This window comes from uncultured Muriicola sp. (genome assembly GCF_947258935.1).
In the GTDB taxonomy this organism is placed as follows: domain Bacteria; phylum Bacteroidota; class Bacteroidia; order Flavobacteriales; family Flavobacteriaceae; genus Muriicola.
This window is the reverse complement of sequence record NZ_CAMYKH010000006.1, coordinates 20061-39056: the sequence shown is the minus strand read 5'-3', so window position 1 is coordinate 39056 and position 18996 is coordinate 20061. Positions and strand designations below refer to the sequence as shown.

Annotated in this window: 19 protein-coding genes, 1 tRNA gene and 1 pseudogene; 6 read left to right on the top strand and 15 right to left on the bottom strand. The window is 42.2% G+C overall.

The annotated features are described in order from the left end of the window. Positions 1-51: 51 nt before the first annotated feature. Together Q0X72_RS01780 and Q0X72_RS01775 are read right to left on the bottom strand one after the other, a co-directional pair. Positions 52-615, bottom strand: coding sequence for a DUF1697 domain-containing protein (locus tag Q0X72_RS01780; protein WP_297761169.1), 564 nt, complete (start codon positions 613-615; stop codon positions 52-54). Beyond that, positions 612-980: a glyoxalase/bleomycin resistance/extradiol dioxygenase family protein gene (locus Q0X72_RS01775; protein ID WP_297761166.1), complete on the bottom strand. Its 369-nt coding sequence runs from the start codon at positions 978-980 to the stop codon at positions 612-614. The genes Q0X72_RS01780 and Q0X72_RS01775 overlap by 4 nt, the downstream gene beginning before the upstream one ends. Before the next feature lie 206 nt (positions 981-1186). Between Q0X72_RS01775 and katG the strand changes: the two genes are divergently transcribed. Then, entirely contained in the window at positions 1187-3418 is a 2232-nt protein-coding gene (gene katG / locus Q0X72_RS01770) for a catalase/peroxidase HPI (RefSeq protein ID WP_297761164.1), read from the top strand. Between the two features lie 224 nt (positions 3419-3642). Here the strand turns inward: katG and Q0X72_RS01765 are convergent, their stop codons facing one another. The 6 genes from Q0X72_RS01765 to Q0X72_RS01740 all read right to left on the bottom strand — a co-directional run bounded on the left by Q0X72_RS01765 (position 3643) and on the right by Q0X72_RS01740 (position 7406). Further along, entirely contained in the window at positions 3643-4140 is a 498-nt protein-coding gene (locus Q0X72_RS01765; protein ID WP_297761161.1) for a ClbS/DfsB family four-helix bundle protein, read from the bottom strand. 42 nt (positions 4141-4182) lie between these two features. Further along, positions 4183-5088, bottom strand: coding sequence for a class I SAM-dependent methyltransferase (locus Q0X72_RS01760; RefSeq protein ID WP_297761158.1), 906 nt, complete (start codon positions 5086-5088; stop codon positions 4183-4185). A 132-nt stretch (positions 5089-5220) separates the two neighbouring features. Beyond that, positions 5221-5775, bottom strand: a complete 555-nt coding sequence (locus tag Q0X72_RS01755) for a nuclear transport factor 2 family protein (protein WP_297761155.1) — start codon at positions 5773-5775, stop codon at positions 5221-5223. 103 nt (positions 5776-5878) lie between these two features. Next, positions 5879-7033 carry a glycoside hydrolase family 16 protein gene (locus Q0X72_RS01750; protein WP_297761152.1) on the bottom strand — a complete coding sequence of 385 codons (1155 nt, stop codon included), beginning with the start codon at positions 7031-7033 and terminating at the stop codon, positions 5879-5881. Between the two features lie 144 nt (positions 7034-7177). Then, positions 7178-7321: a hypothetical protein gene (locus tag Q0X72_RS01745; RefSeq protein ID WP_297761149.1), complete on the bottom strand. Its 144-nt coding sequence runs from the start codon at positions 7319-7321 to the stop codon at positions 7178-7180. Positions 7322-7333: 12 nt separating this feature from the next. Further along, positions 7334-7406, bottom strand: a tRNA-Met gene (locus Q0X72_RS01740). A gap of 120 nt (positions 7407-7526) precedes the next feature. Between Q0X72_RS01740 and Q0X72_RS01735 the strand changes: the two genes are divergently transcribed. Continuing rightward, complete coding sequence (locus Q0X72_RS01735; RefSeq protein WP_297761146.1) at positions 7527-8891, top strand: sodium:alanine symporter family protein; 1365 nt, start codon at positions 7527-7529, stop codon at positions 8889-8891. Then, a complete protein-coding gene (gene era, locus Q0X72_RS01730; RefSeq protein ID WP_297761143.1) occupies positions 8878-9762 on the top strand; it encodes a GTPase Era in 885 nt (294 codons plus the stop codon). Before Q0X72_RS01735 ends, era begins: the two co-directional genes overlap by 14 nt. Before the next feature lie 3 nt (positions 9763-9765). On the opposite strand, the gene Q0X72_RS01725 is transcribed toward era, so the two are convergent. Continuing rightward, positions 9766-10260, bottom strand: coding sequence for a GTP-binding protein (locus Q0X72_RS01725; RefSeq protein WP_297761140.1), 495 nt, complete (start codon positions 10258-10260; stop codon positions 9766-9768). 140 nt (positions 10261-10400) lie between these two features. Between Q0X72_RS01725 and der the strand changes: the two genes are divergently transcribed. Next, positions 10401-11702 (top strand): ribosome biogenesis GTPase Der, encoded by a 1302-nt coding sequence (gene der / locus Q0X72_RS01720; RefSeq protein ID WP_297761137.1) that lies wholly within the window; start codon positions 10401-10403, stop codon positions 11700-11702. A gap of 3 nt (positions 11703-11705) precedes the next feature. Here the strand turns inward: der and Q0X72_RS01715 are convergent, their stop codons facing one another. The 5 genes from Q0X72_RS01715 to Q0X72_RS01695 are packed head-to-tail and all read right to left on the bottom strand — an operon-like array spanning position 11706 to position 14877. After that, a complete protein-coding gene (locus Q0X72_RS01715) occupies positions 11706-12518 on the bottom strand; it encodes a YgcG family protein (RefSeq protein WP_297761134.1) in 813 nt (270 codons plus the stop codon). After that, on the bottom strand, positions 12499-12942 hold the full coding sequence (locus Q0X72_RS01710) for a TPM domain-containing protein (protein WP_297761132.1): 444 nt from the start codon (positions 12940-12942) through the stop codon (positions 12499-12501). The genes Q0X72_RS01715 and Q0X72_RS01710 overlap by 20 nt, the downstream gene beginning before the upstream one ends. Positions 12943-12946: 4 nt before the next feature. Further along, positions 12947-13546 carry a LemA family protein gene (locus Q0X72_RS01705; protein ID WP_297761129.1) on the bottom strand — a complete coding sequence of 200 codons (600 nt, stop codon included), beginning with the start codon at positions 13544-13546 and terminating at the stop codon, positions 12947-12949. A gap of 24 nt (positions 13547-13570) precedes the next feature. Further along, positions 13571-13900 carry a MerR family transcriptional regulator gene (locus Q0X72_RS01700; protein WP_297761126.1) on the bottom strand — a complete coding sequence of 110 codons (330 nt, stop codon included), beginning with the start codon at positions 13898-13900 and terminating at the stop codon, positions 13571-13573. Further along, positions 13900-14877: a M23 family metallopeptidase gene (locus tag Q0X72_RS01695; protein WP_297761123.1), complete on the bottom strand. Its 978-nt coding sequence runs from the start codon at positions 14875-14877 to the stop codon at positions 13900-13902. The genes Q0X72_RS01700 and Q0X72_RS01695 overlap by 1 nt, the downstream gene beginning before the upstream one ends. 104 nt (positions 14878-14981) lie before the next feature. Here Q0X72_RS01695 and alaS point away from each other — a divergent pair, with 104 nt between their 5' ends. Both alaS and Q0X72_RS01685 read left to right on the top strand, forming a co-directional pair. After that, positions 14982-17597: an alanine--tRNA ligase gene (gene alaS, locus Q0X72_RS01690; RefSeq protein ID WP_297761120.1), complete on the top strand. Its 2616-nt coding sequence runs from the start codon at positions 14982-14984 to the stop codon at positions 17595-17597. Between the two features lie 4 nt (positions 17598-17601). Further along, complete coding sequence (locus Q0X72_RS01685; protein WP_297761117.1) at positions 17602-18555, top strand: GSCFA domain-containing protein; 954 nt, start codon at positions 17602-17604, stop codon at positions 18553-18555. Here the strand turns inward: Q0X72_RS01685 and Q0X72_RS01680 are convergent. Next, positions 18552-18996, bottom strand: a pseudogene (locus Q0X72_RS01680) (phenylalanine 4-monooxygenase); the annotation flags it as partial. The gene Q0X72_RS01685 and the pseudogene Q0X72_RS01680 overlap by 4 nt on opposite strands.

Here is an 18996-nt window from a genome sequence, read left to right as displayed (position 1 = left end):
GTTTTGTATGTATCCCGGGGATTATTTTTAAAGTGCTAGTTGCACCATAAATTATTGGGCTTCCAATTTAACACCTATTCGCATAATAGTATTCCAGTTTCTGGTGGTCATCTGCTTCCCATATAATTTCTCAAGGGCATTCATTGCTACCGGAGTTTTTACCTTGGAAAGGTCCAGAAAACTGCAAATAAATTTGTCATTTGCACGGAGAATTTTAAGGGAGTTATCCTCACTGATCCACGGCAATTGTAAGCTGGTCTTAGGTTTATATTGTAAGAAGGAAACATAGCCTCTGCTTTCCCTGCTAAGAACTTCACCCTTAAAGGGATCGTCATTTAATAACTCCAGGATGGAGTCTGCATTAATGACAATAGTTGGCACCGGAAATTGAAAAACCTTTTCTAAACGTTGTGCAATACGATTTGAAAGTTCCGTTTCTTCTGAAGATTTAACCTCAAAAATAACATTACCAGAATTTAATAGGGTGGTTACATTTTGGAATGACAGCGCTTCAAGTTCTTGCTGAAGTTCGGCCATGGGTACTTTATGATGCCCGCCCACATTGATGCCGCGAAGAAATGCAATATATGTTTTTAATTCTTTGGCTGCATTCATACGTCTTGAACAATAAAGATGGCATTCTTGTTCAGATCATAGAATCCAAATTCATGAGTACCCCAGGAAGTATTCTCACGCAATTTATCGCTGGATATGGTACCTCTGTTTACAAATTCTTCAACATAGGGGTATATATCTGAAACAAATAGTTTCATTACCGACCCTCCGGAAATTGGGTCTTCCGCAGTGCCAAGGTGGAATTGTAGATGAAATTCAAGATTTTCTCGCTGCAAACCGGCATAACATTTGTCACCAAAGCAATAGGTAAAACCTGTATATTTTTCATACCATTTTATGTCTCGTTCAATATCCAATGATGGCAAGACCGGGACAATATATAAGGCAGAGGAAGCTTGTTTCATTAGGTTATTTTTAAAGCTGATAAAAGGGTAAGGTTAATATGGATTTTCCCAGGGTATAAAACAACTTTTTAACAATATAATTTTATCATTTAATGCCTATCGGATTTAAGCATGAGCCATAGTTTTTATCGATGCGAAATCTATACTGCATAAACATACATTTGGTAACTTTGAGCATATCACCTAAAGTAAAAATACAACACATCATGGAAGAATTAAAGAAAATGAATGGTTCAGCCAGCGCTGAAGGCATGTGCCCCTTTTTAAACGGGGAATTGAAGCAAGCAGCTGGCGGCGGAACCACAAACAGAGACTGGTGGCCCAACTCACTAAATCTTAGCATCCTTCGTCAACATTCCGAACTGGTTGACCCAATGGATGAGAATTTCGACTATGCCAAAGAATTTAAGAGCCTGGATCTCAAGGCGGTAAAAAAGGACCTCACGGACTTGATGACCGATTCCCAGGATTGGTGGCCGGCAGACTATGGTCACTATGGCCCTTTCTTTATTCGGATGGCCTGGCATGCCGCAGGAACATATCGTATTGCTGACGGGCGTGGCGGTGGTGGTACCGGAGCCCAACGATTTGCTCCACTGAACAGTTGGCCAGATAATGCCAACCTGGATAAAGCCAGAGTGCTCTTATGGCCTATCAAACAGAAGTATGGAAAAAAAATATCATGGGCAGACTTGTTGATTCTGGCTGGAAATGTTGCCCATGAATCAATGGGATTACCCATGTACGGATTTGCCGGTGGCCGCAAAGATATTTGGCAACCAGAAGAGGATATTTATTGGGGTTCCGAAGCCGAATGGTTGGGTAATAAAGAGCGTTATAACGAAGAGGGAGAGCTGGAAAAACAAATGGGCGCCGCCCATATGGGACTTATCTATGTAAATCCTGAGGGACCGAATGCAAATCCGGACCCACTGGCTGCTGCACACGACATTCGTGAAACTTTTGGACGCATGGCCATGAATGACTATGAGACAGTTGCCTTGATCGCCGGGGGGCATACCTTTGGAAAAACCCATGGGGCCGCCAATGATGCGGAATTCCTGGATGCAGAGCCTGCAGGTGCTCCTATTGAAATGCAAGGCCTTGGATGGAAAAGCAGGTTCCAAACGGGAATTGGTTCAGATACTATTACCAGTGGTTTGGAAGGCGCCTGGACAGACACGCCTATCAAATGGAGCCATAAGTACCTTGAAAACCTTTTCAACTACGAATGGGAATTAACCAAAAGTCCGGCAGGAGCCTGGCAATACAAGCCCAAAGATGGAGCCGGGGCCGGGACAGTTCCTGATGCACACGATCCTACTAAGAAACACGCTCCTTTTATGTTGGTTACAGACCTTTCACTAAGGATGGATCCTGCCTATGAGAAAATATCTAAACAATTCCTTGATAATCCGGAGGAATTCAAGGAAGCTTACCAAAAAGCCTGGTTTAAACTCACCCACAGGGATATGGGACCAAAATCTCGTTTCCTGGGTCCGGAAGTACCTAAAGAAGATCTTGTTTGGCAAGATCCTGTACCTGCCGTAGATCACGAATTGATCAATGAAAAAGAGGTTGAAACCCTGAAAAATAAAATCCTGGCAACTGGCCTGTCCATTTCAGAACTGGTTGGAGCTGCCTGGGCTTCTGCCTCTACTTTCAGAGGATCGGACAACAGGGGTGGTGCCAATGGTGCCCGTGTTCGTTTAGCCCCTCAGAACCATTGGGAGGTAAACAACCCATTGCAATTGGGAAGAGTGTTAGATGCACTTACCCAGGTGCAGGAGAATTTCAACGGCGCTCAAAAAGGGAGCAAGAAAGTCTCTTTGGCAGATCTCATTGTTCTTGGTGGAAGTGTTGCAGTAGAGAAAGCAGCCAGTGATGCAGGTCATAAGATCACAGTTCCTTTTGCTCCGGGAAGAACCGATGCAACCAAGGAAATGACAGATGCAGAAGCCTTTGAAGTCCTTGAACCATTCGCAGATGGATTCAGAAATTATCTGAAAACCAAAACCTCTGTAAAAACGGAAGAATTACTGGTAGACAAAGCCCAGTTAATGACCCTAACCGCACCGGAGATGACGGTATTGGTAGGGGGAATGCGTGCCCTGAACGCCAATTATGACGGTTCTAAACACGGGGTGTTTACCAAGAAACCGGGAACACTGACAAACGACTTCTTTGTAAACCTGCTCGACATGAGGAATGAGTGGAAAGCCGTTGATGCCGATGAGGAAGTATTCGAAAGCAGGGACCGCAAAACAGGCGAAGTGAAATGGACAGGGACCAGGGTAGACCTAATCTTTGGGTCTAATTCTGAGCTACGTGCCCTGGCTGAGGTCTATGGCTGTAATGATGCCAAAGACAAGTTTGTAAAAGACTTTGTAAAGGCCTGGAATAAAGTGATGAACCTGGACAGGTTCGATCTGAAGTAAATTAGATTCAATTTGGTATTAGTAAAATACCATCGAACTATAAAAGGTGATCTCTCAAAGGGTCACCTTTTTTATGCTTAATATTAATTTCTGAGGTGACTAGATAAAACATCATTTAGACCCTACCGCAAAGATTAAGGGCATTGTGTGGTATGGGTAATAGGATCTAACAATGATGGGCGTACATTTTACGATTCTAATTGCAAATAATATCAATAGTTAGATTATTTCCGGGCTCTTTTAATTAATCTCAAAGCCCATTCGTAATGACTCGATGTTGTTGAAACCAGATAGGCGCCCAGCGAAGTAGTCCCTGTCCATTTATATCTTTTTTTTTCAAATAATTCTATATCTGAATGATGTTGAATAATTTTTTCAACGTTTCGGTGACTTTCTTTTAAAAGATTCTTTGCGTCTTTCAGCGGTATATCCTGATAATTCTTCAGGATCCATTGATTTAAGTCGGGCGTAGTCTTCCAGGTATACCCTTTTGCAGGCATCACAGGTTTCTGACCAGACATTCCTACTTTATACCATTTTAGAAACATTAGATGCCAATGATGAAGGTGCATTAGAACATCGCGAATATTTCTGTTCATGATACCAATGGGAAATTCTTTTTGTTGTTGCTCAATAGATAGTTGTTCAATAAAGCCGTTCAGGTTTTGAAAGCTTGCCTTACTCTTATTAAGTAATTCTGTTTTTGAAGCAGGTCTTGACATATGCCCGAATTTTATTTTTGTTCAAAAAGCTTTTATTGATCTCTACACTTTTTCAAAAACCAATCTGTAGTGATCCATTATCTCTTTTTCAAAACACACTCTGTTTGGACTTATCCTAAAGATAGCCACTAAGTGGCGGAATTCCCTGTCCGTGAAATATTTTGGAATAAGAGATAGGTACAACCAATATTTCTTAAGATTGAATTTCCTGAACTTCTTCCGCCATTGGGCAATGGTCTCAATATAATCTAGTCTCCCACTACTTTTAGAGATAAGTTTAAATCCCGGTTCTGCGCATTTAATTACCATTTCCGGGCCATAAGGTAGCCAGGAGCCGGGAAATTGCTTTACCATAAGCGCCATGATATAAGCCGCAGAGTCCTTTTCGGCATTTACGTCTAATTCCTCAAAAGGTATCATATTCTTGCTAAAGGTCATGGTCTGCATGTAAAATCGACCTCCAACAGGTAACAGATCGTAGAGTGTTTTAAAAAAGTCACTGTAAGTTTTCTCCTGATTGCCTGCCTGCCATTCTTCCACGGAACAGAAATGTTCCAGGCCTCCTATACAGGTTATGGCATCGAATGTGCCAAAATCTTCTGGAGTTACGTTTCTACAATCCTTAACCAGCACATTATAACCGTTCTTTTGGCAGGCATCTGCCTGCCCTTGTGAAAGGGTTAATCCAATACTGACTGCCCCTCTTTCATCAGTTATGTAGCGGGTAAATGGTGCCCAGCCACAGGCCATATCCAGGACCTTACTTCCTTTGGTAATGTGCAGGCTATCTGCAATGAATTTGTGTTTTGCTTTTTGCGCTTCTTCCAATGTCATGGAAAAATCCCCATCGTATTTTGCACCACTGTAATCTCCTGTTTCGCCCATGCTTAAGCGGAAGATCTCATCAATAGTGGTGTATGTAAAGTCTAAGTCTTTTTGTTCTGCCATTTCATTGAATTTGTTTTAGAATGCCATTTAATTTAGGTCTGGAATTCTTTCTCTTTAAAGCTAGTTGATTTATATATAGAATGGCCCCATAAAGGGGCCATAATTTATTTTGGTATTATAATTATTTTATTTCTATTCTGCAGCAATTTGCACTGCTAGTCCGTTTACATCAAAATAATCTGAGGCCTGAGCGATCTTGCCATCTGCATTGACCATTACAATACTGTAAAATTTTACGCCTGTAGATTTACCGGTTTCTGTATGAATGGCAGTCCAGGTGCCATAGACCCTAATGTTATTTGGGGAACTACTGGCTGTTCCTTCAGGGAAAACAGATCCGGACCAGTATCCGTTGACAGTTGAATCTGGCATTACGATTCCTTCGGCAAAGGAGATATTGTCAAAAGCAGCATGGTAGTCCTTTAACGCCCCTATCAGGTCTTCTTTACCCATCCATTGGTTGCCGGTGTACTGTGGTGGACTCCACTTTAAGGTATCAGCCAGGAGTCCTGAGATGGCATCGATGTTCTCATCGTGATGGGCCTGATAAAATGATTTGATCACTGCTACTTTCTCATTGAAGGAAGCGTAGTCTGGTGTCTCGGTTTGCTCCATGGGAGCCTCTTGTTTGCATGAAGTGAAAGCGAGCAAAGCTACTGCTCCAAGGCAAATTACTAGATTTTTCATTCGTTAGTTTTTAATTGGTTATTTAGTACTTAAGGTACGTAAAAAAAACTATGAAAAAGGGCTTAACATCCTAATTACAAATGAATACGTTTATTTCGGAGGCTTATTGATATACCCTCACATAGTCGATCTCCAGGGTAGCATCCGCAAAATTAGTTGGGATTTCGCCTCCCAGATTACCGCCCATGGCAATGTTTAAGAGCAGGTAATGAGGATTATCATAAGGTTTGTCCTGGGTGTTTGCCAGTTGGTAAACCAGGGTATCATCTACCTTTATTATAAGGGTATTGGCGTCCCATTCGAGGCTATAGATATGGAATTCATTGGTGGCTGTGGGAACTGCTGTTTCCCCGCCCTCGCTACTGTAGACCCCTGTATTGGTGTTGCCCCAGTGGAAGTAGGCAATAGTACTGTTCTTGTCCCATCCCGTTTGCTCCATGATGTCAATTTCCCCACATGCCGGCCATCCCACACTGCCGTACTGCTGGCCAAAGTAATTGCCTGTTTCATTGATATTGGCCCCCAGGGTCCAGATGGCAGGCCAGGTACCAGCTTGGGCCGGAAGTTTGGCACGTACTTCAACACGTCCATAGGTAAAGGCATATTTTGAATTCAATCGGGCTGAAGTATAGGATTTAGTTGTTCCCCCGGAAGTATGTTCTTCCTTGATAGCTTTAATTTTAAGAGTACCGTTGCTCACATATGAATTTTCGAGGCTGGCGGTATAGTGCTGTGCTTCCCCGTTGTACCAGCTCCCATTGTTGGGTCCAATCACCTGGTGGTGCCATTTTGAGGAATCTGGGCTGCCGTTGTATTCAAATTCATCGGCAAAGACCAGGGATGCAGTTTCTTCAGCGGAAGATTTGAAAACATTGATGGTTTGGGTTTTTGAAATAGATTCTCCGGAGGCGGAATATGCGTATACTTCAATGGAATAGGAATTAGTGCCTTCCCGGCTAAAAGTATGGTTCATAGTCCTGGAGGCTGTTTCTTGTAATTCTCCATTATCAAAACGGTAGGCATACCTCACTGCGTCCTCAGCATATGCACTTACTCTGACCTCTCCAGAACCGTCCCCGGCGGGCTGAGTATCTGAAGTGCCAACAATAGTAATGATTACAGTTAAATTAGTGGGAATGGTGTCTGTTTCAGCTTCAGTAGAACTGCACGAGAGCACAAAAATTGAGGCGAGTATGCTAAAGTAAAGCAAGTTCGATTTTTTAATGTTCTTATAAACTAGGTGTTTTGGTGATCTCATTTAGGGGGTATTTGAAACCCCAATAATACTGATTATTTTTTGAATGAAGTGATAAGAGAACATACAGGCTCGGAAACGGTCCCGATAGCAATTGGGATCGGAATGAAATTTACCCAGGAACTGGATTGCTTCCTCTCCCCTTCGTTAAAACTTCAGTGGATCGGAAGCGGCCTTAATGGTGGCTTTACAAAGAAGCTCATATTGCTGCGCAATAAGATCTTTCCTTTTGTTCGCAAATTCGAAGTTTACTTCAATTGCTTCCAAAAGAAAAGCCCCTTGATTTTTCAAGGAGCTTCTTTGTAGCGGGGACTGGACTCGAACCAGCGACCTTCGGGTTATGAGCCCGACGAGCTACCTGCTGCTCTACCCCGCGATATGGACGGCAAAGATACAACGGTTTTTTAGCATTATCAAGATTTCAAAGGAGAATTATTTGGGCCGTTGGAACTACTAAAAAACTAAAAATACCTACCTTCGGCGCATCAGGTTTACTATGGAGGTACTTAATGATTTTCTTTCCGGATTGATCCCCTATACCGAATGGCCCATGTTTATTTTACTGATAGGCGGGGGGCTTTTTTTGGTGTTTTATTCACGGTTTTTACCGTATCGATATTTTGGTCATGCAGTTGCCATTACCTCCGGGAAATACGATGATAAGAATGCAAAAGGAGATGTAAGTTCTTTTCAGGCACTTTCAGCCGCCGTGGCTGCAACCGTAGGCTTGGGAAATATTTCAGGGGTAGCTATTGCCATTCATGACGGAGGACCCGGAGTGGTTTTCTGGATCTGGGTAACCGCCCTCATCGGGATGTGCATTAAGTTTTATTCCTGTAGCCTGTCTATTATGTTCCGCGGAACAGACTCGGACGGTAAACTTCAGGGAGGTCCAATGTTCTATATTACCCAAGGGATGGGTCCAAAGGCCAAACCGCTGGCTGTATTTTTTTGCATTTGTGGATTATTCGGCTTTTTAGGGGTCTTTACAGCAAATCAGTTTACGGAGACCTTTATGAGTGTTGTAAATCCAACTGAAACCCTTTGGCAGACCAGTGAATTCAATTGGAAACTGACCATTGGTATTGTTTTGGCCGTCATTACATCCTTAGTCATCTTTGGGGGTTTGTCCAAAATTGCCAAGGTTGCCTCGGCCATTGTACCTTTTATGGTGCTGGTCTATCTCGCAGCTGTGATAGTTGTGATGATCATGAATTCGGATCAGGTTTGGCCAGCTTTAAAAATGATACTGACAGAAGCCTGGAATTTTAAAACCATAGTTACCGGAGGTTTTTGGGGCTTGGTGATCATAGGGATCCGCAGAGCCATGTTTTCTAATGAAGCCGGTTTAGGTAGTGCTCCCATGTATCACGGACAGTCCAAAAATGATGAACCTATTAGAGAAGGGCTGGTGGCTAGTTTGGGGCCTTTTATAGATACAATAATGGTATGTACCTTTACCGCGGTGGTCATCATCCTTAGCGGGGCCTATCTGGAAGAGGGCAGTGGCATTGTGATGACCCTAACTGCTTTTAGGCGTACCTTATTTGGTTACGGAGATGAATTGTTGATGATCATTGTGACAGCGTTTGCCTTATCAACACTATTTACATATTCATATTACGGAGTTAAAAGCTTATCTTTTTTATCAAATGCCCGTATAGGGAAGTGGTATAATGTGTACTTTGTGATCATGATAGTTTTTGCCGCCGTGGCATCTCTGGATTTGGTAAAAAATCTGATCGATTTGTCTTATGCCCTTATGGTGATCCCTAACATGATCGCTGTTCTTTATCTGGCACCGAAAGTAAATGTAGCCGCAAAAAAGTATCTTGCACAATTAGCCCATGGAAAAACATAAAGCCGGTTTTGTAAATATTATAGGAAATCCCAATGTTGGGAAGTCAACCCTTATGAACGCTTTTGTAGGGGAGAAGCTTTCTATTATTACCTCCAAGGCCCAAACTACCAGGCATCGTATCCTGGGAATAGTAAATGGAGATGATTTTCAAATGATCTTGTCCGATACCCCAGGCATCATAAAACCGGCTTACGAATTACAAAGTGCCATGATGGATTTTGTGAAGTCGGCTTTTGAAGATGCAGACATTCTGCTATATATGGTAGAGATAGGAGAACAAGCTTTAAAGGATGAACGCTTTTTTGAGAAGATAAAGAATAGTAAGATTCCGGTGTTATTGCTCTTAAACAAAATAGATACGGCAGATCAGGAACTGCTGGAAGAACAAGTACAGTACTGGCAGGAACAATTACCAAAGGCAGAGATCCATCCTATTTCGGCACTTCAGAACTTCAATATCAAAGAAGTGTTTGAACGCATTGTTTCGCTCTTGCCGGAGGCACCTCCATATTATCCCAAGGATCAGCTCACAGATCGCCCGGAACGCTTCTTTGTGAACGAGACCATCCGGGAAAAGATATTAAAGCACTACAAAAAAGAGATTCCCTACGCAGTAGAGATTGAAACTGAGGCTTTTCATGAAGATGAGAAGATCATTCGCATAGGTGCGGTCATCATGGTAGAACGCAATTCCCAAAAGGGCATCCTGATAGGCCATAAAGGAAGTGCGTTGAAAAGAGTGGGGATTGAAGCTCGTCGCGATCTTGAACAATTCTTTGATAAACAAGTGCACATAGAACTCTATGTAAAAGTGAATAAGAACTGGCGAAGCAATAGTAATCAATTACGACGTTTTGGCTACCAATCCTGATCTCTAGCCTTTTGCGAGCATCTCTTCCATAAAGGAATAAAGAGCTTCCATCTGTGGTTTACCTTTCTTCTTCCCTGCCCGTCCAAAGGCATATAGTACAAACCAGAGTACAACCATAAAGCCCATAATGCCCAGTAACCATCCGTAGGGTTTGTTAAGTGCCGCACTGCTATAGGCCCATATCCCGAAAATGATAAAGAAAGTACCAACTCCAAAATGAAGAAACATAAAGAATGTCCAGAGGGTTGGGTTAGGCCCAAATAACCCATACAATCTGCTGCCCCCTTCTTCCTTTTCAATTATCTCTAGCTGAAGTTGGGGCGACCAAAAGTGTACTTCTTGTTTGTTAAACTTGATAAAGACATGATCATCCATGCGCTTTATGATGTATGGCGGACGTTTTGTTTGTTCAAACTTGCTAAGTAGTTGTTCCTTATCCGCTGCCTGCTCTAATTGAAAGCGAGGCCTTAGTACAATTTCGTTTGGTATGGGTTTCATAAACCGGTTTTACGAACCAAAAGGTACAATTTAATGGCCTAAATATTTTGTTTTTTTACGGTTTTACAACCAATAAGTAGCAATGGTAATCGCTTGTATGTTGGGTGATTAGTACTACCTTTGTGCCCAAGTTTTAAGCTATGAGCGCTATTGTTGCTATTGTTGGGAGGCCCAACGTTGGGAAGTCTACTTTTTTTAACCGACTAATTCAGCGCAGAGAGGCCATTGTAGATGCTATTAGTGGGGTAACACGAGATCGTCATTATGGTAAGAGCGACTGGAACGGTAAAGAGTTTACAGTGATAGATACTGGCGGCTATGTGCTGGGGAGTGATGATGTCTTTGAAAAAGAAATAGATAAGCAGGTAGAACTGGCTATTGGGGAGGCAGATGCCATCATGTTTATGGTAGACGTAGAAACTGGTGTAACCGGGATGGATGAGGATGTGGCCAAATTACTACGTCGTGTAGATAAGCCGGTTTTTTTGGTAGTGAACAAGGTAGACAATGCCAAACGGGCCCAGGATGCCGTAGAATTCTATTCTCTAGGGCTTGGCGAGTACTTTCCTATCTCCAGCATGAATGGAAGTGGTAGTGGGGAGTTATTGGATGAACTTGTGAAAGCATTGCCCGAGAAACCTGAAACTGAAAGTGACCTGCCCAGGTTTGCTGTAGTTGGAAGACCCAATGCGGGAAAATCATCTTTTATAAATGCCCTTATTGGAGAAGAACGTTATATAGTTACAGATATCGCAGGTACTACCAGAGATAGCATCGATACCAAATACAATCGTTTTGGCTTTGAGTTTAATTTAGTGGACACTGCCGGTATCAGACGTAAAGCCAAAGTACGCGAAGATCTCGAATTCTATTCTGTGATGCGCTCTGTAAGGGCCATAGAACATTGTGATGTATGTTTACTTCTTCTGGATGCTACCAGAGGTTTTGACGGGCAGGTAGAGAATATCTTTTGGTTGGCGCATCGTAACAACAAGGGGATAGTGATCCTTGTCAATAAATGGGATCTGTTAGAAAAAGATACCCATGCTGTAAAAGAATATACACGGAAAATAAAAGAGGCTACAGAACCCTTTACAGATGTGCCTATACTTTTTATTTCGGCTCTTACCAAGCAACGGATCTATAAGGCAATAGAAACTGCAGTTGAAGTCTATAAGAATCGAAGTAAACGTATCCCTACTCGTAAAGTGAATGACGTTATGCTCCCAATTATTGAACATACACCACCTCCTGCTTACAAAGGAAAGTATGTAAAGATCAAGTTCATTACCCAGCTGCCAACACCCTATCCGCAGTTTGCTTTTTTCTGCAACTTGCCTCAATATGTACGGGAACCTTATAAACGATTTTTAGAAAATAAATTACGGGAAAATTTTGATTTCACCGGAGTGCCGGTCACTGTCTATATGAGGAAGAAATAAGGCTTACCAGCCGCCTGAAGCACCTCCGCCTCCAAAGCCGCCTCCTCCGAAACCGCCACCGAAACCGCCGCCGCCAAAGCCGCCTCCGCCAAAGCTGCCCGAACCGCCTTTATAACTGCCTCGACCCATATTGCTGAGGATGATAACATCCCAAATATCTAGTCCTTTGCTCCGGCCGCCACCTTTGCCTCCACCTTTGTTCTTGCGATTGGCAATAATAATAATTAGGATGATGATGAAAATGACAAAGCCAACAAAGATCAAAACGAAGGCCGCCTTTCCGGTATAATTCGTAGATGTACCATTGCCTTCCAAAGCATTTTCAAACTCTCCGTTAAGTACTAGAAAGATAGCATCGGCGCCCTTATTAAGTCCGGAAGCATAGTTGCCTTCTCTGAATTCGGGAACGATGATCATTTCAATGATGCGTTTGCAAATGGCATCCGTGAGTGAACCTTCTACTCCATAACCAGTATTGATGGCGATCTTGCGGTCGTCATTGGCTACCAGGATCAGGACCCCATTGTCTTCCCTGGCCTGACCAATTCCCCATTTTTCGCCCCATTGAGCCCCTAAATAGTTGATGTTCTCTCCTTCCGTAGAGGCAAAAATGACGACTACGATCTGTGTAGAAGTACTGTCTGAATAACGTATTAATTTTTGCTCAAGTGCCTCCTTATCGTTCTTTGATAAAAGAGATACATAATCGTAAACACTAGTTTGAAGTTGTGGTTTCTCCGGAATGGTGAATTGGCCCCAGGCAATGGAAATGCTACACAGGAAAAGTAATAAGATGCTAGCCTTTGGATACTTCATTCCTCAATTCATTGGTGTCATCAGATTTATAAGGAAAATGCGCCTTCAATTCTTCCCCTGCCTTTAAAATACCTTCTGCAATACCTTGTTTAAATTGGCCCTTTTTAAAATGGGATTGGATAACTTCCTTGGTGTCGTTCCAAAATGTTTTGGAGACCACGTCATTAATGCCTTTATCTCCGTAAATTACAAAAGTGCGATCATTGACGGCAATATAAATAAGTACTCCATTAGAATCTTTGGTGTTTTCCATCTTCAGACTGAGAAACACTTCCTGAGCCCTTTCGTATGGATTTAGGGTTGTGCCAGGTTCAATATGAACCCTGATCTCACCAGAAGTATTTTTTTCTGCTTCGATGATGGCGTTGATCACCTCTTGTTCTTCCTCTGGCGATAAAAAAGCTTCTACCTTGGATTCTGACATAAGATCAATCAAATTCGAAATTCACATCAGGAGCATTCTCAGAACCAGGACTGGCCTGGTAACGTGTCATTTCCTCAAAACCAAACCAACCGGCCAGTAATTTATTGGGAAACTTGGTGGTATGTATGTCGTAAGTATTTACGGCTTCGTTATACCGGTCTCTGGCAACATTGATCCTGTTTTCAGTGCCTTCTAATTGTGATTGCAGGTCCAGGAAATTCTGATTCGCCTTTAGATCCGGATAACGTTCCACGGTAACCAGCAAGCGCGATAGGGCAGATGATAAGCCCGATTGTGCCTCCTGAAAGGCTGCCATTTTTTCTGGGGTCAGATCGTTTATATCGATATTGGTGGAAGTAGCCTTGGCCCTTGCTTCAATAACATCCGTTAGCGTACCACGTTCAAAGTCGGCCGCACCTTGTACTGTCTTCACAAGATTGCCAATAAGATCGTTTCGCCTTTGGTATGTACTTTCTACATCGGCCCAGGCAGTTTTCGCATTCGCCTCGAATTCAACAGCAGTGTTATTAAAGCCTACGGCCCATTGGTAGATTCCAAAGACAACGACCGCCAGGATAATTACGGGAATTAACCATTTTTTCATTTTGATTGAGTATTTAAGTTGTAGTTATAATTGTTGTTTAATCTTGATAAGTTCTGCTTTTACCCGTTCCAGTTTCTGAATGATCTCGAAATTGGAAAGCGTTTTCTGGCGTTCCTCTTTGAGATGGGTTTTAGCTCCGTCCAGGGTAAAGCCACGTTCTTTTACCAAATGATATATGAGCTGCAAATTCTTGATATCCTCCGGAGTGAATTTGCGGTTACCTTTGGCATTCTTCTTGGGTTGCAACTCGTCAAATTCCTTTTCCCAAAATCGGATGAGAGAGGTATTCACCTCAAAGGCCCTGGCTACTTCGCCAATACCGTAATATCTTTTTTCCGGAAGTTCTACGTGCATTAATCTAATGATTGGTTTTCCTGATTTGCAAATTTCAGCATATTTTCAAATTCCTCAGCAGTTAAACTGCCGTAATAGAAATTAATTGGGTTGATACGCTGGTCATCTTTCCATACTTCGTAATGCAAATGAGGCGCTTCAGACCTGCCGGTACTCCCAATAAACCCTATAAGATCTCCTCGTTTTACTTTTTGGCGGCGCTTTACATTAAAATTACTCAGGTGTGCATAAAGAGACATATACCCATATCCATGATCTATTCTGATGTGTTTTCCATACCCAGAAGCATTGTTATCTGCTCTAGTTACGGTACCATCTCCCGTTGCATAGATAGGGACTCCTTTGGCAGCTGTGAAATCCATACCCCAGTGCATCTTTCGCGCCTTGGTAAAAGGATCGGATCGCCAGCCGAAACCGGAAGCCATCCTAGTTAGATCTTCATTGTTCACCGGTTGTATTGCTGGAATTGCAGCCAGTAATTTTTCCTTGTCTTCGGCCAGTTTCGTGATCTCATCGAGCGAGCGCGATTGAATGACCATTTGTTTTTGAATGACATCAAGCCTTTTTGTGGTAGCCGAAATCATCTCGGAATTATTAAATCCTTCCAACGACTTATAGCGGTTTATCCCTCCAAAACCGGCCCTGCGTTGTTCCTCAGGAATAGGATTGGCCTCAAAATACAATCTGTAAATGTTGTTATCCCGGTCTTCTATATTTGCCAGCACCTCTTCTATTTGCTGCATTTTTTTGTTGAGCAATTCAAAACGTAGCTCGTAGTTCTTCGCTTCTCTGGCTAGGGATAATTCCCTGGGAGTATTTAAAATATTTGTATTGAGAAGTAATATTAACCCAAGAAAACCAAAAAGAGCAGAACCAAGAAAAAATAGAAAGAGATTTCTATAACGTCGAGATTTCTTTAGCTCTATTTTTCGATAGGAGAGCGTGTCTGGATCGTAATAGTACTTAACTTTAGACATGAATGTAAATTATCCTATTTTTGTGCTGCCAATGCAACTAAACAAACAAATATAAAAATTGTTTTGTAGAAAGCGATAAAATTAGTAAAACCTTACCTTTTTATATGACTTCCAGCGAAATACGCGAACACTTCCTGGCTTTTTTCAAGAGCAAAAACCACAGCATTGTTTCCTCTGCCCCAATGGTTATCAAGGACGATCCAACTTTGATGTTCACCAATGCAGGGATGAATCAGTTCAAAGAGTTTTTTCTTGGAAATAGCATCTCCAAAAGTCCGCGTGTTGCGGATACACAAAAATGCTTACGTGTAAGTGGCAAACACAATGATCTGGAAGAGGTTGGAAAAGACACCTACCACCACACTATGTTTGAGATGCTTGGTAACTGGAGTTTTGGAGATTATTTTAAAAAGGAGGCCATTCAATGGGCCTGGGAGTTACTTACCAAAGTATACAAAATTGATAAAGAGAGTCTCTATGTATCAGTATTTGAAGGCAGTAAGGACGCTGATGCCCTGGAGATGGATACTGAGGCATTTGAATTGTGGAAGGCGATTGTTCCGGAAGAACGTATCATTTTTGGAAATAAAAATGACAATTTTTGGGAAATGGGTGACCAGGGACCATGCGGACCATGTTCTGAGATCCATGTAGATATTCGTTCCAAAGAAGAGAAGGCAAAGGTTCCAGGAGCAAGTCTTGTGAATAAGGACCATCCCCTTGTCATTGAGATATGGAACCTCGTATTTATGCAGTATAATCGCAAGGCCAATGGTTCCCTGGAACCTCTTCCAGAGAAGCATGTAGATACAGGGATGGGTTTCGAGCGTTTGTGTATGGTATTACAAGGCGTACAATCTAATTATGATACTGATATCTTTACTCCTCTGATCAAAGAGATCGAGGTCATTACAAGTCATACATATGGAAAAGACAAGGCGAATGACATAGCCATAAGGGTAGTTGCGGATCATATCCGCGCGGTGGCTTTTTCTATCGCTGACGGTCAGTTGCCCAGTAATAATGGAGCCGGGTATGTCATAAGACGAATCCTAAGAAGGGCTGTGCGGTATGGGTTTACTTTTCTAAATACACAGGAACCTTTTCTTTATAAATTGGTAAATGTGCTTGTGAATATCATGGGCCCTGCATTTCCTGAGTTAAAAAAGCAACAAAACCTTATTGAGAACGTAATCCGAGAGGAGGAAAATTCCTTTCTCAAAACACTGGATCAGGGCTTGGTTTTGCTAGATGATATGATTGCCCAAACCAAGGGAAAGGAGATAGATGGAAAGAAGGCCTTTGAATTGTATGACACCTTTGGATTCCCTATTGATCTTACAAGTCTTATTCTGAGCGAGAGGGGTTATTCTTTAGATGAGAAGGAGTTTGAAAAGGCAATGGAGCAGCAAAAAACCAGATCAAGATCGGCTTCAGAAGTGGCCAAGGATGATTGGGTTGTGCTCCAGGAAAATGGACAAAAAGCATTTATTGGGTATGAGGAGTTAAAGGCTGAGGTAGATCTGGTTAAATACAGGAAGGTGACCACCAAGAAAGAAGGAACTCAATTTCAGCTGGTTTTTAATCAAACACCTTTTTATCCGGAAGGTGGTGGTCAGGTAGGAGATAAGGGCTATTTGGAAGTCCCCAATGGCGATGTGGTTTACATCCTTGATACAAAAAAGGAGAACAACGAAATAGTTCATTACGCTAAGAATCTACCCAAACACTTAAATGAATCGCTTATGGCCGTGGTAGATGCAACACAACGAGCCAGAACCGAACGAAACCACACCGCAACTCATTTGTTACATCAGGCGTTGAGGCAGGTGCTGGGGACCCATGTAGAGCAAAAAGGATCTGCGGTGCATTCTGATCATCTCCGATTCGATTTTTCACACTTTGCCAAACTCACAGAGGACGAATTAAGCAAGGTAGAACACTATGTAAATGCAAGGATTGATGAGCAGTTGCCGCTACAGGAAGAACGAAGTATCCCGGTAAAAAAGGCCCTGGAGGAAGGGGCCATAGCACTTTTTGGCGAGAAGTATGGGGACAAGGTGCGCACTATTAGATTTGGACAATCCATAGAACTTTGTGGGGGTACCCATGTAAAGAATACCGCAGATATCTGGCATTTTAAGATTGTTTCAGAAGGGGCCATTGCAGCAGGTGTTCGCAGGATAGAAGCAATTACTTCTGATGCCGTTAAAGAGTTTTACGAAGAGAAGAATCAACTATTAGAACAGATCAAATCGCGCTTAAAAAGTAGTGGAGATCCTGTAAAAGCCATTGAAGGTCTGCAGGAAGAGAATATTCAAATGAAAAAGGAGATCGAATCCTTATTGAAAGAAAAAGCCCGCACTATTAAAAGCGAGTTCAAAGAATCTTTAGAGCAAGTAAACGGAGTTAAATTCCTGGCTAAAGAAGTGGATCTTGATGCTGCTGCTATGAAAGATCTGGCGTTTGAGATGGGGCAGGAGCATGATGATCTTTTCTTACTTTTTGCTTCCAATCAACATGGGAAAGCCTTTCTAAGCTGCTATATATCCAAAGGTCTTGTTGAGAAAAAAGGGTTGAACGCCGGACAAGTAGTTCGCGAATTGGGTCAATATATCCAGGGGGGTGGCGGTGGTCAACCTTTCTTTGCCACGGCAGGAGGAAAGAATCCGGCAGGTATTGCTGAGGCCCTGGAAAAAGCACGCTCTTTTATTTTGTGACCCTATGAAACTTCAAACACAAGTACCTATTAACACCTCGCCATACCCTATTTCGTATACCAGTGAGATCGTTTTATTGGGATCGTGTTTTGCAAACCATATAGGCAGTAAATTAAGATATCACAAATTTAGTACAACCTTGAATCCTTTTGGGATTTTGTTCCATCCCAAAGCCTTGTCTAATCTTGTAGTAAGAGCACTGAATGAAGATGACTACAGGGAAGAAGAGCTTTTTTCACATCAGGAACAATGGCATTCCTTTGAGGCACATTCGGATATAAGCAAAAACTCTAAGGAAGAACTTCTCCTTAGCCTGAATAAACAATTGGGTCTCACCAGAGAAAAGTTATCTACTGCTTCTCACCTTATTCTTACCCTGGGAACTGCCTGGGGATATGAACATAAGGACACCGGGAAATGGGTTGCCAACTGTCACAAAGTACCTCAAAAAGAATTTAGCAAGGTCTTGACTCCTCCTGAGGAAATTATAAAAAGTCTCACCGAAGCAATAAAAAATATACGGCAGGTTAACTCAAAAATAGCTGTATACCTTACCATATCGCCTGTTAGACATCTAAAGGATGGATTTACAGAAAATCAACGCAGTAAAGCCCATTTGATAACGGCAACACATCAACTGCTTAAGTCCCCTCCACATAATAAACTCTATTATTTTCCTGCCTATGAATTGATGATGGATGAATTAAGAGACTACCGTTTTTTTGAGGCAGATATGGTGCATCCTAATGCTCTGGCGATCGATTATATCTGGGATAAATTTAGATCTAACTGTATTTCAAAAGCCGATCTAAAGACAATGGAAAGTGTTGCCGAGATTCAAAAAGGACTTGCCCATAAGGCCTTTAATCCATCCTCAAAACAACATATTGCATTTAAGAAGGCCTTGCAAAAGAAAATAGACGACCTAACAACAACCTATCCTCATATCAGTTTTTAGCCATTAGGTATGGCTCCTACTGCATCTACCAGATCAATACCATCATCAATAAGATGACCAAGATCAGGATGTTGCTGTTTCACTTCTTCTAAGTGTTCCAGAATATCTTCGGCAAAGCTGGTGTCGTTGTTATTTTTTGCCAACTCATACAGTTCTATCGAGAGTAGCCAATCTTTCGGATAGTGTTCTTTTACCTCTTTGAACACCTTGTTTCTGGATATTGTAGTATTTGTTCCTTCCCTGAATTCCCTTATTTGGTGGTAGAGTAACTGCAACTTTTTACGCGCGGGAGATATAATAGGTTTAATAGTAGTTGACGATATTTTGTGGGTAACAAGATCAAAACTGGATAGGTCTGCCGGGCCGTTAAACGCAGCGACGATCTTTTCACCTACGGCCATATTATAAAGTCCATTGGAAGGTTCAAATAATACCTTTTTG

Bases quoted from the DNA above. Each gene is read 5' to 3' on its own strand.
- Q0X72_RS01780 (WP_297761169.1), bottom strand. From the start codon at position 615: ATGAATGCAGCCAAAGAATTAAAAACATATATTGCATTTCTTCGCGGC.
- Q0X72_RS01775 (WP_297761166.1), bottom strand. From the start codon at position 980: ATGAAACAAGCTTCCTCTGCCTTATATATTGTCCCGGTCTTGCCATCA.
- katG (WP_297761164.1), top strand. From the start codon at position 1,187: ATGGAAGAATTAAAGAAAATGAATGGTTCAGCCAGCGCTGAAGGCATG.
- Q0X72_RS01765 (WP_297761161.1), bottom strand. From the start codon at position 4,140: ATGTCAAGACCTGCTTCAAAAACAGAATTACTTAATAAGAGTAAGGCA.
- Q0X72_RS01760 (WP_297761158.1), bottom strand. From the start codon at position 5,088: ATGGCAGAACAAAAAGACTTAGACTTTACATACACCACTATTGATGAG.
- Q0X72_RS01755 (WP_297761155.1), bottom strand. From the start codon at position 5,775: ATGAAAAATCTAGTAATTTGCCTTGGAGCAGTAGCTTTGCTCGCTTTC.
- Q0X72_RS01750 (WP_297761152.1), bottom strand. From the start codon at position 7,033: ATGAGATCACCAAAACACCTAGTTTATAAGAACATTAAAAAATCGAAC.
- Q0X72_RS01735 (WP_297761146.1), top strand. From the start codon at position 7,527: ATGGAGGTACTTAATGATTTTCTTTCCGGATTGATCCCCTATACCGAA.
- era (WP_297761143.1), top strand. From the start codon at position 8,878: ATGGAAAAACATAAAGCCGGTTTTGTAAATATTATAGGAAATCCCAAT.
- Q0X72_RS01725 (WP_297761140.1), bottom strand. From the start codon at position 10,260: ATGAAACCCATACCAAACGAAATTGTACTAAGGCCTCGCTTTCAATTA.
- der (WP_297761137.1), top strand. From the start codon at position 10,401: ATGAGCGCTATTGTTGCTATTGTTGGGAGGCCCAACGTTGGGAAGTCT.
- Q0X72_RS01715 (WP_297761134.1), bottom strand. From the start codon at position 12,518: ATGAAGTATCCAAAGGCTAGCATCTTATTACTTTTCCTGTGTAGCATT.
- Q0X72_RS01710 (WP_297761132.1), bottom strand. From the start codon at position 12,942: ATGTCAGAATCCAAGGTAGAAGCTTTTTTATCGCCAGAGGAAGAACAA.
- Q0X72_RS01705 (WP_297761129.1), bottom strand. From the start codon at position 13,546: ATGAAAAAATGGTTAATTCCCGTAATTATCCTGGCGGTCGTTGTCTTT.
- Q0X72_RS01700 (WP_297761126.1), bottom strand. From the start codon at position 13,900: ATGCACGTAGAACTTCCGGAAAAAAGATATTACGGTATTGGCGAAGTA.
- Q0X72_RS01695 (WP_297761123.1), bottom strand. From the start codon at position 14,877: ATGTCTAAAGTTAAGTACTATTACGATCCAGACACGCTCTCCTATCGA.
- alaS (WP_297761120.1), top strand. From the start codon at position 14,982: ATGACTTCCAGCGAAATACGCGAACACTTCCTGGCTTTTTTCAAGAGC.
- Q0X72_RS01685 (WP_297761117.1), top strand. From the start codon at position 17,602: ATGAAACTTCAAACACAAGTACCTATTAACACCTCGCCATACCCTATT.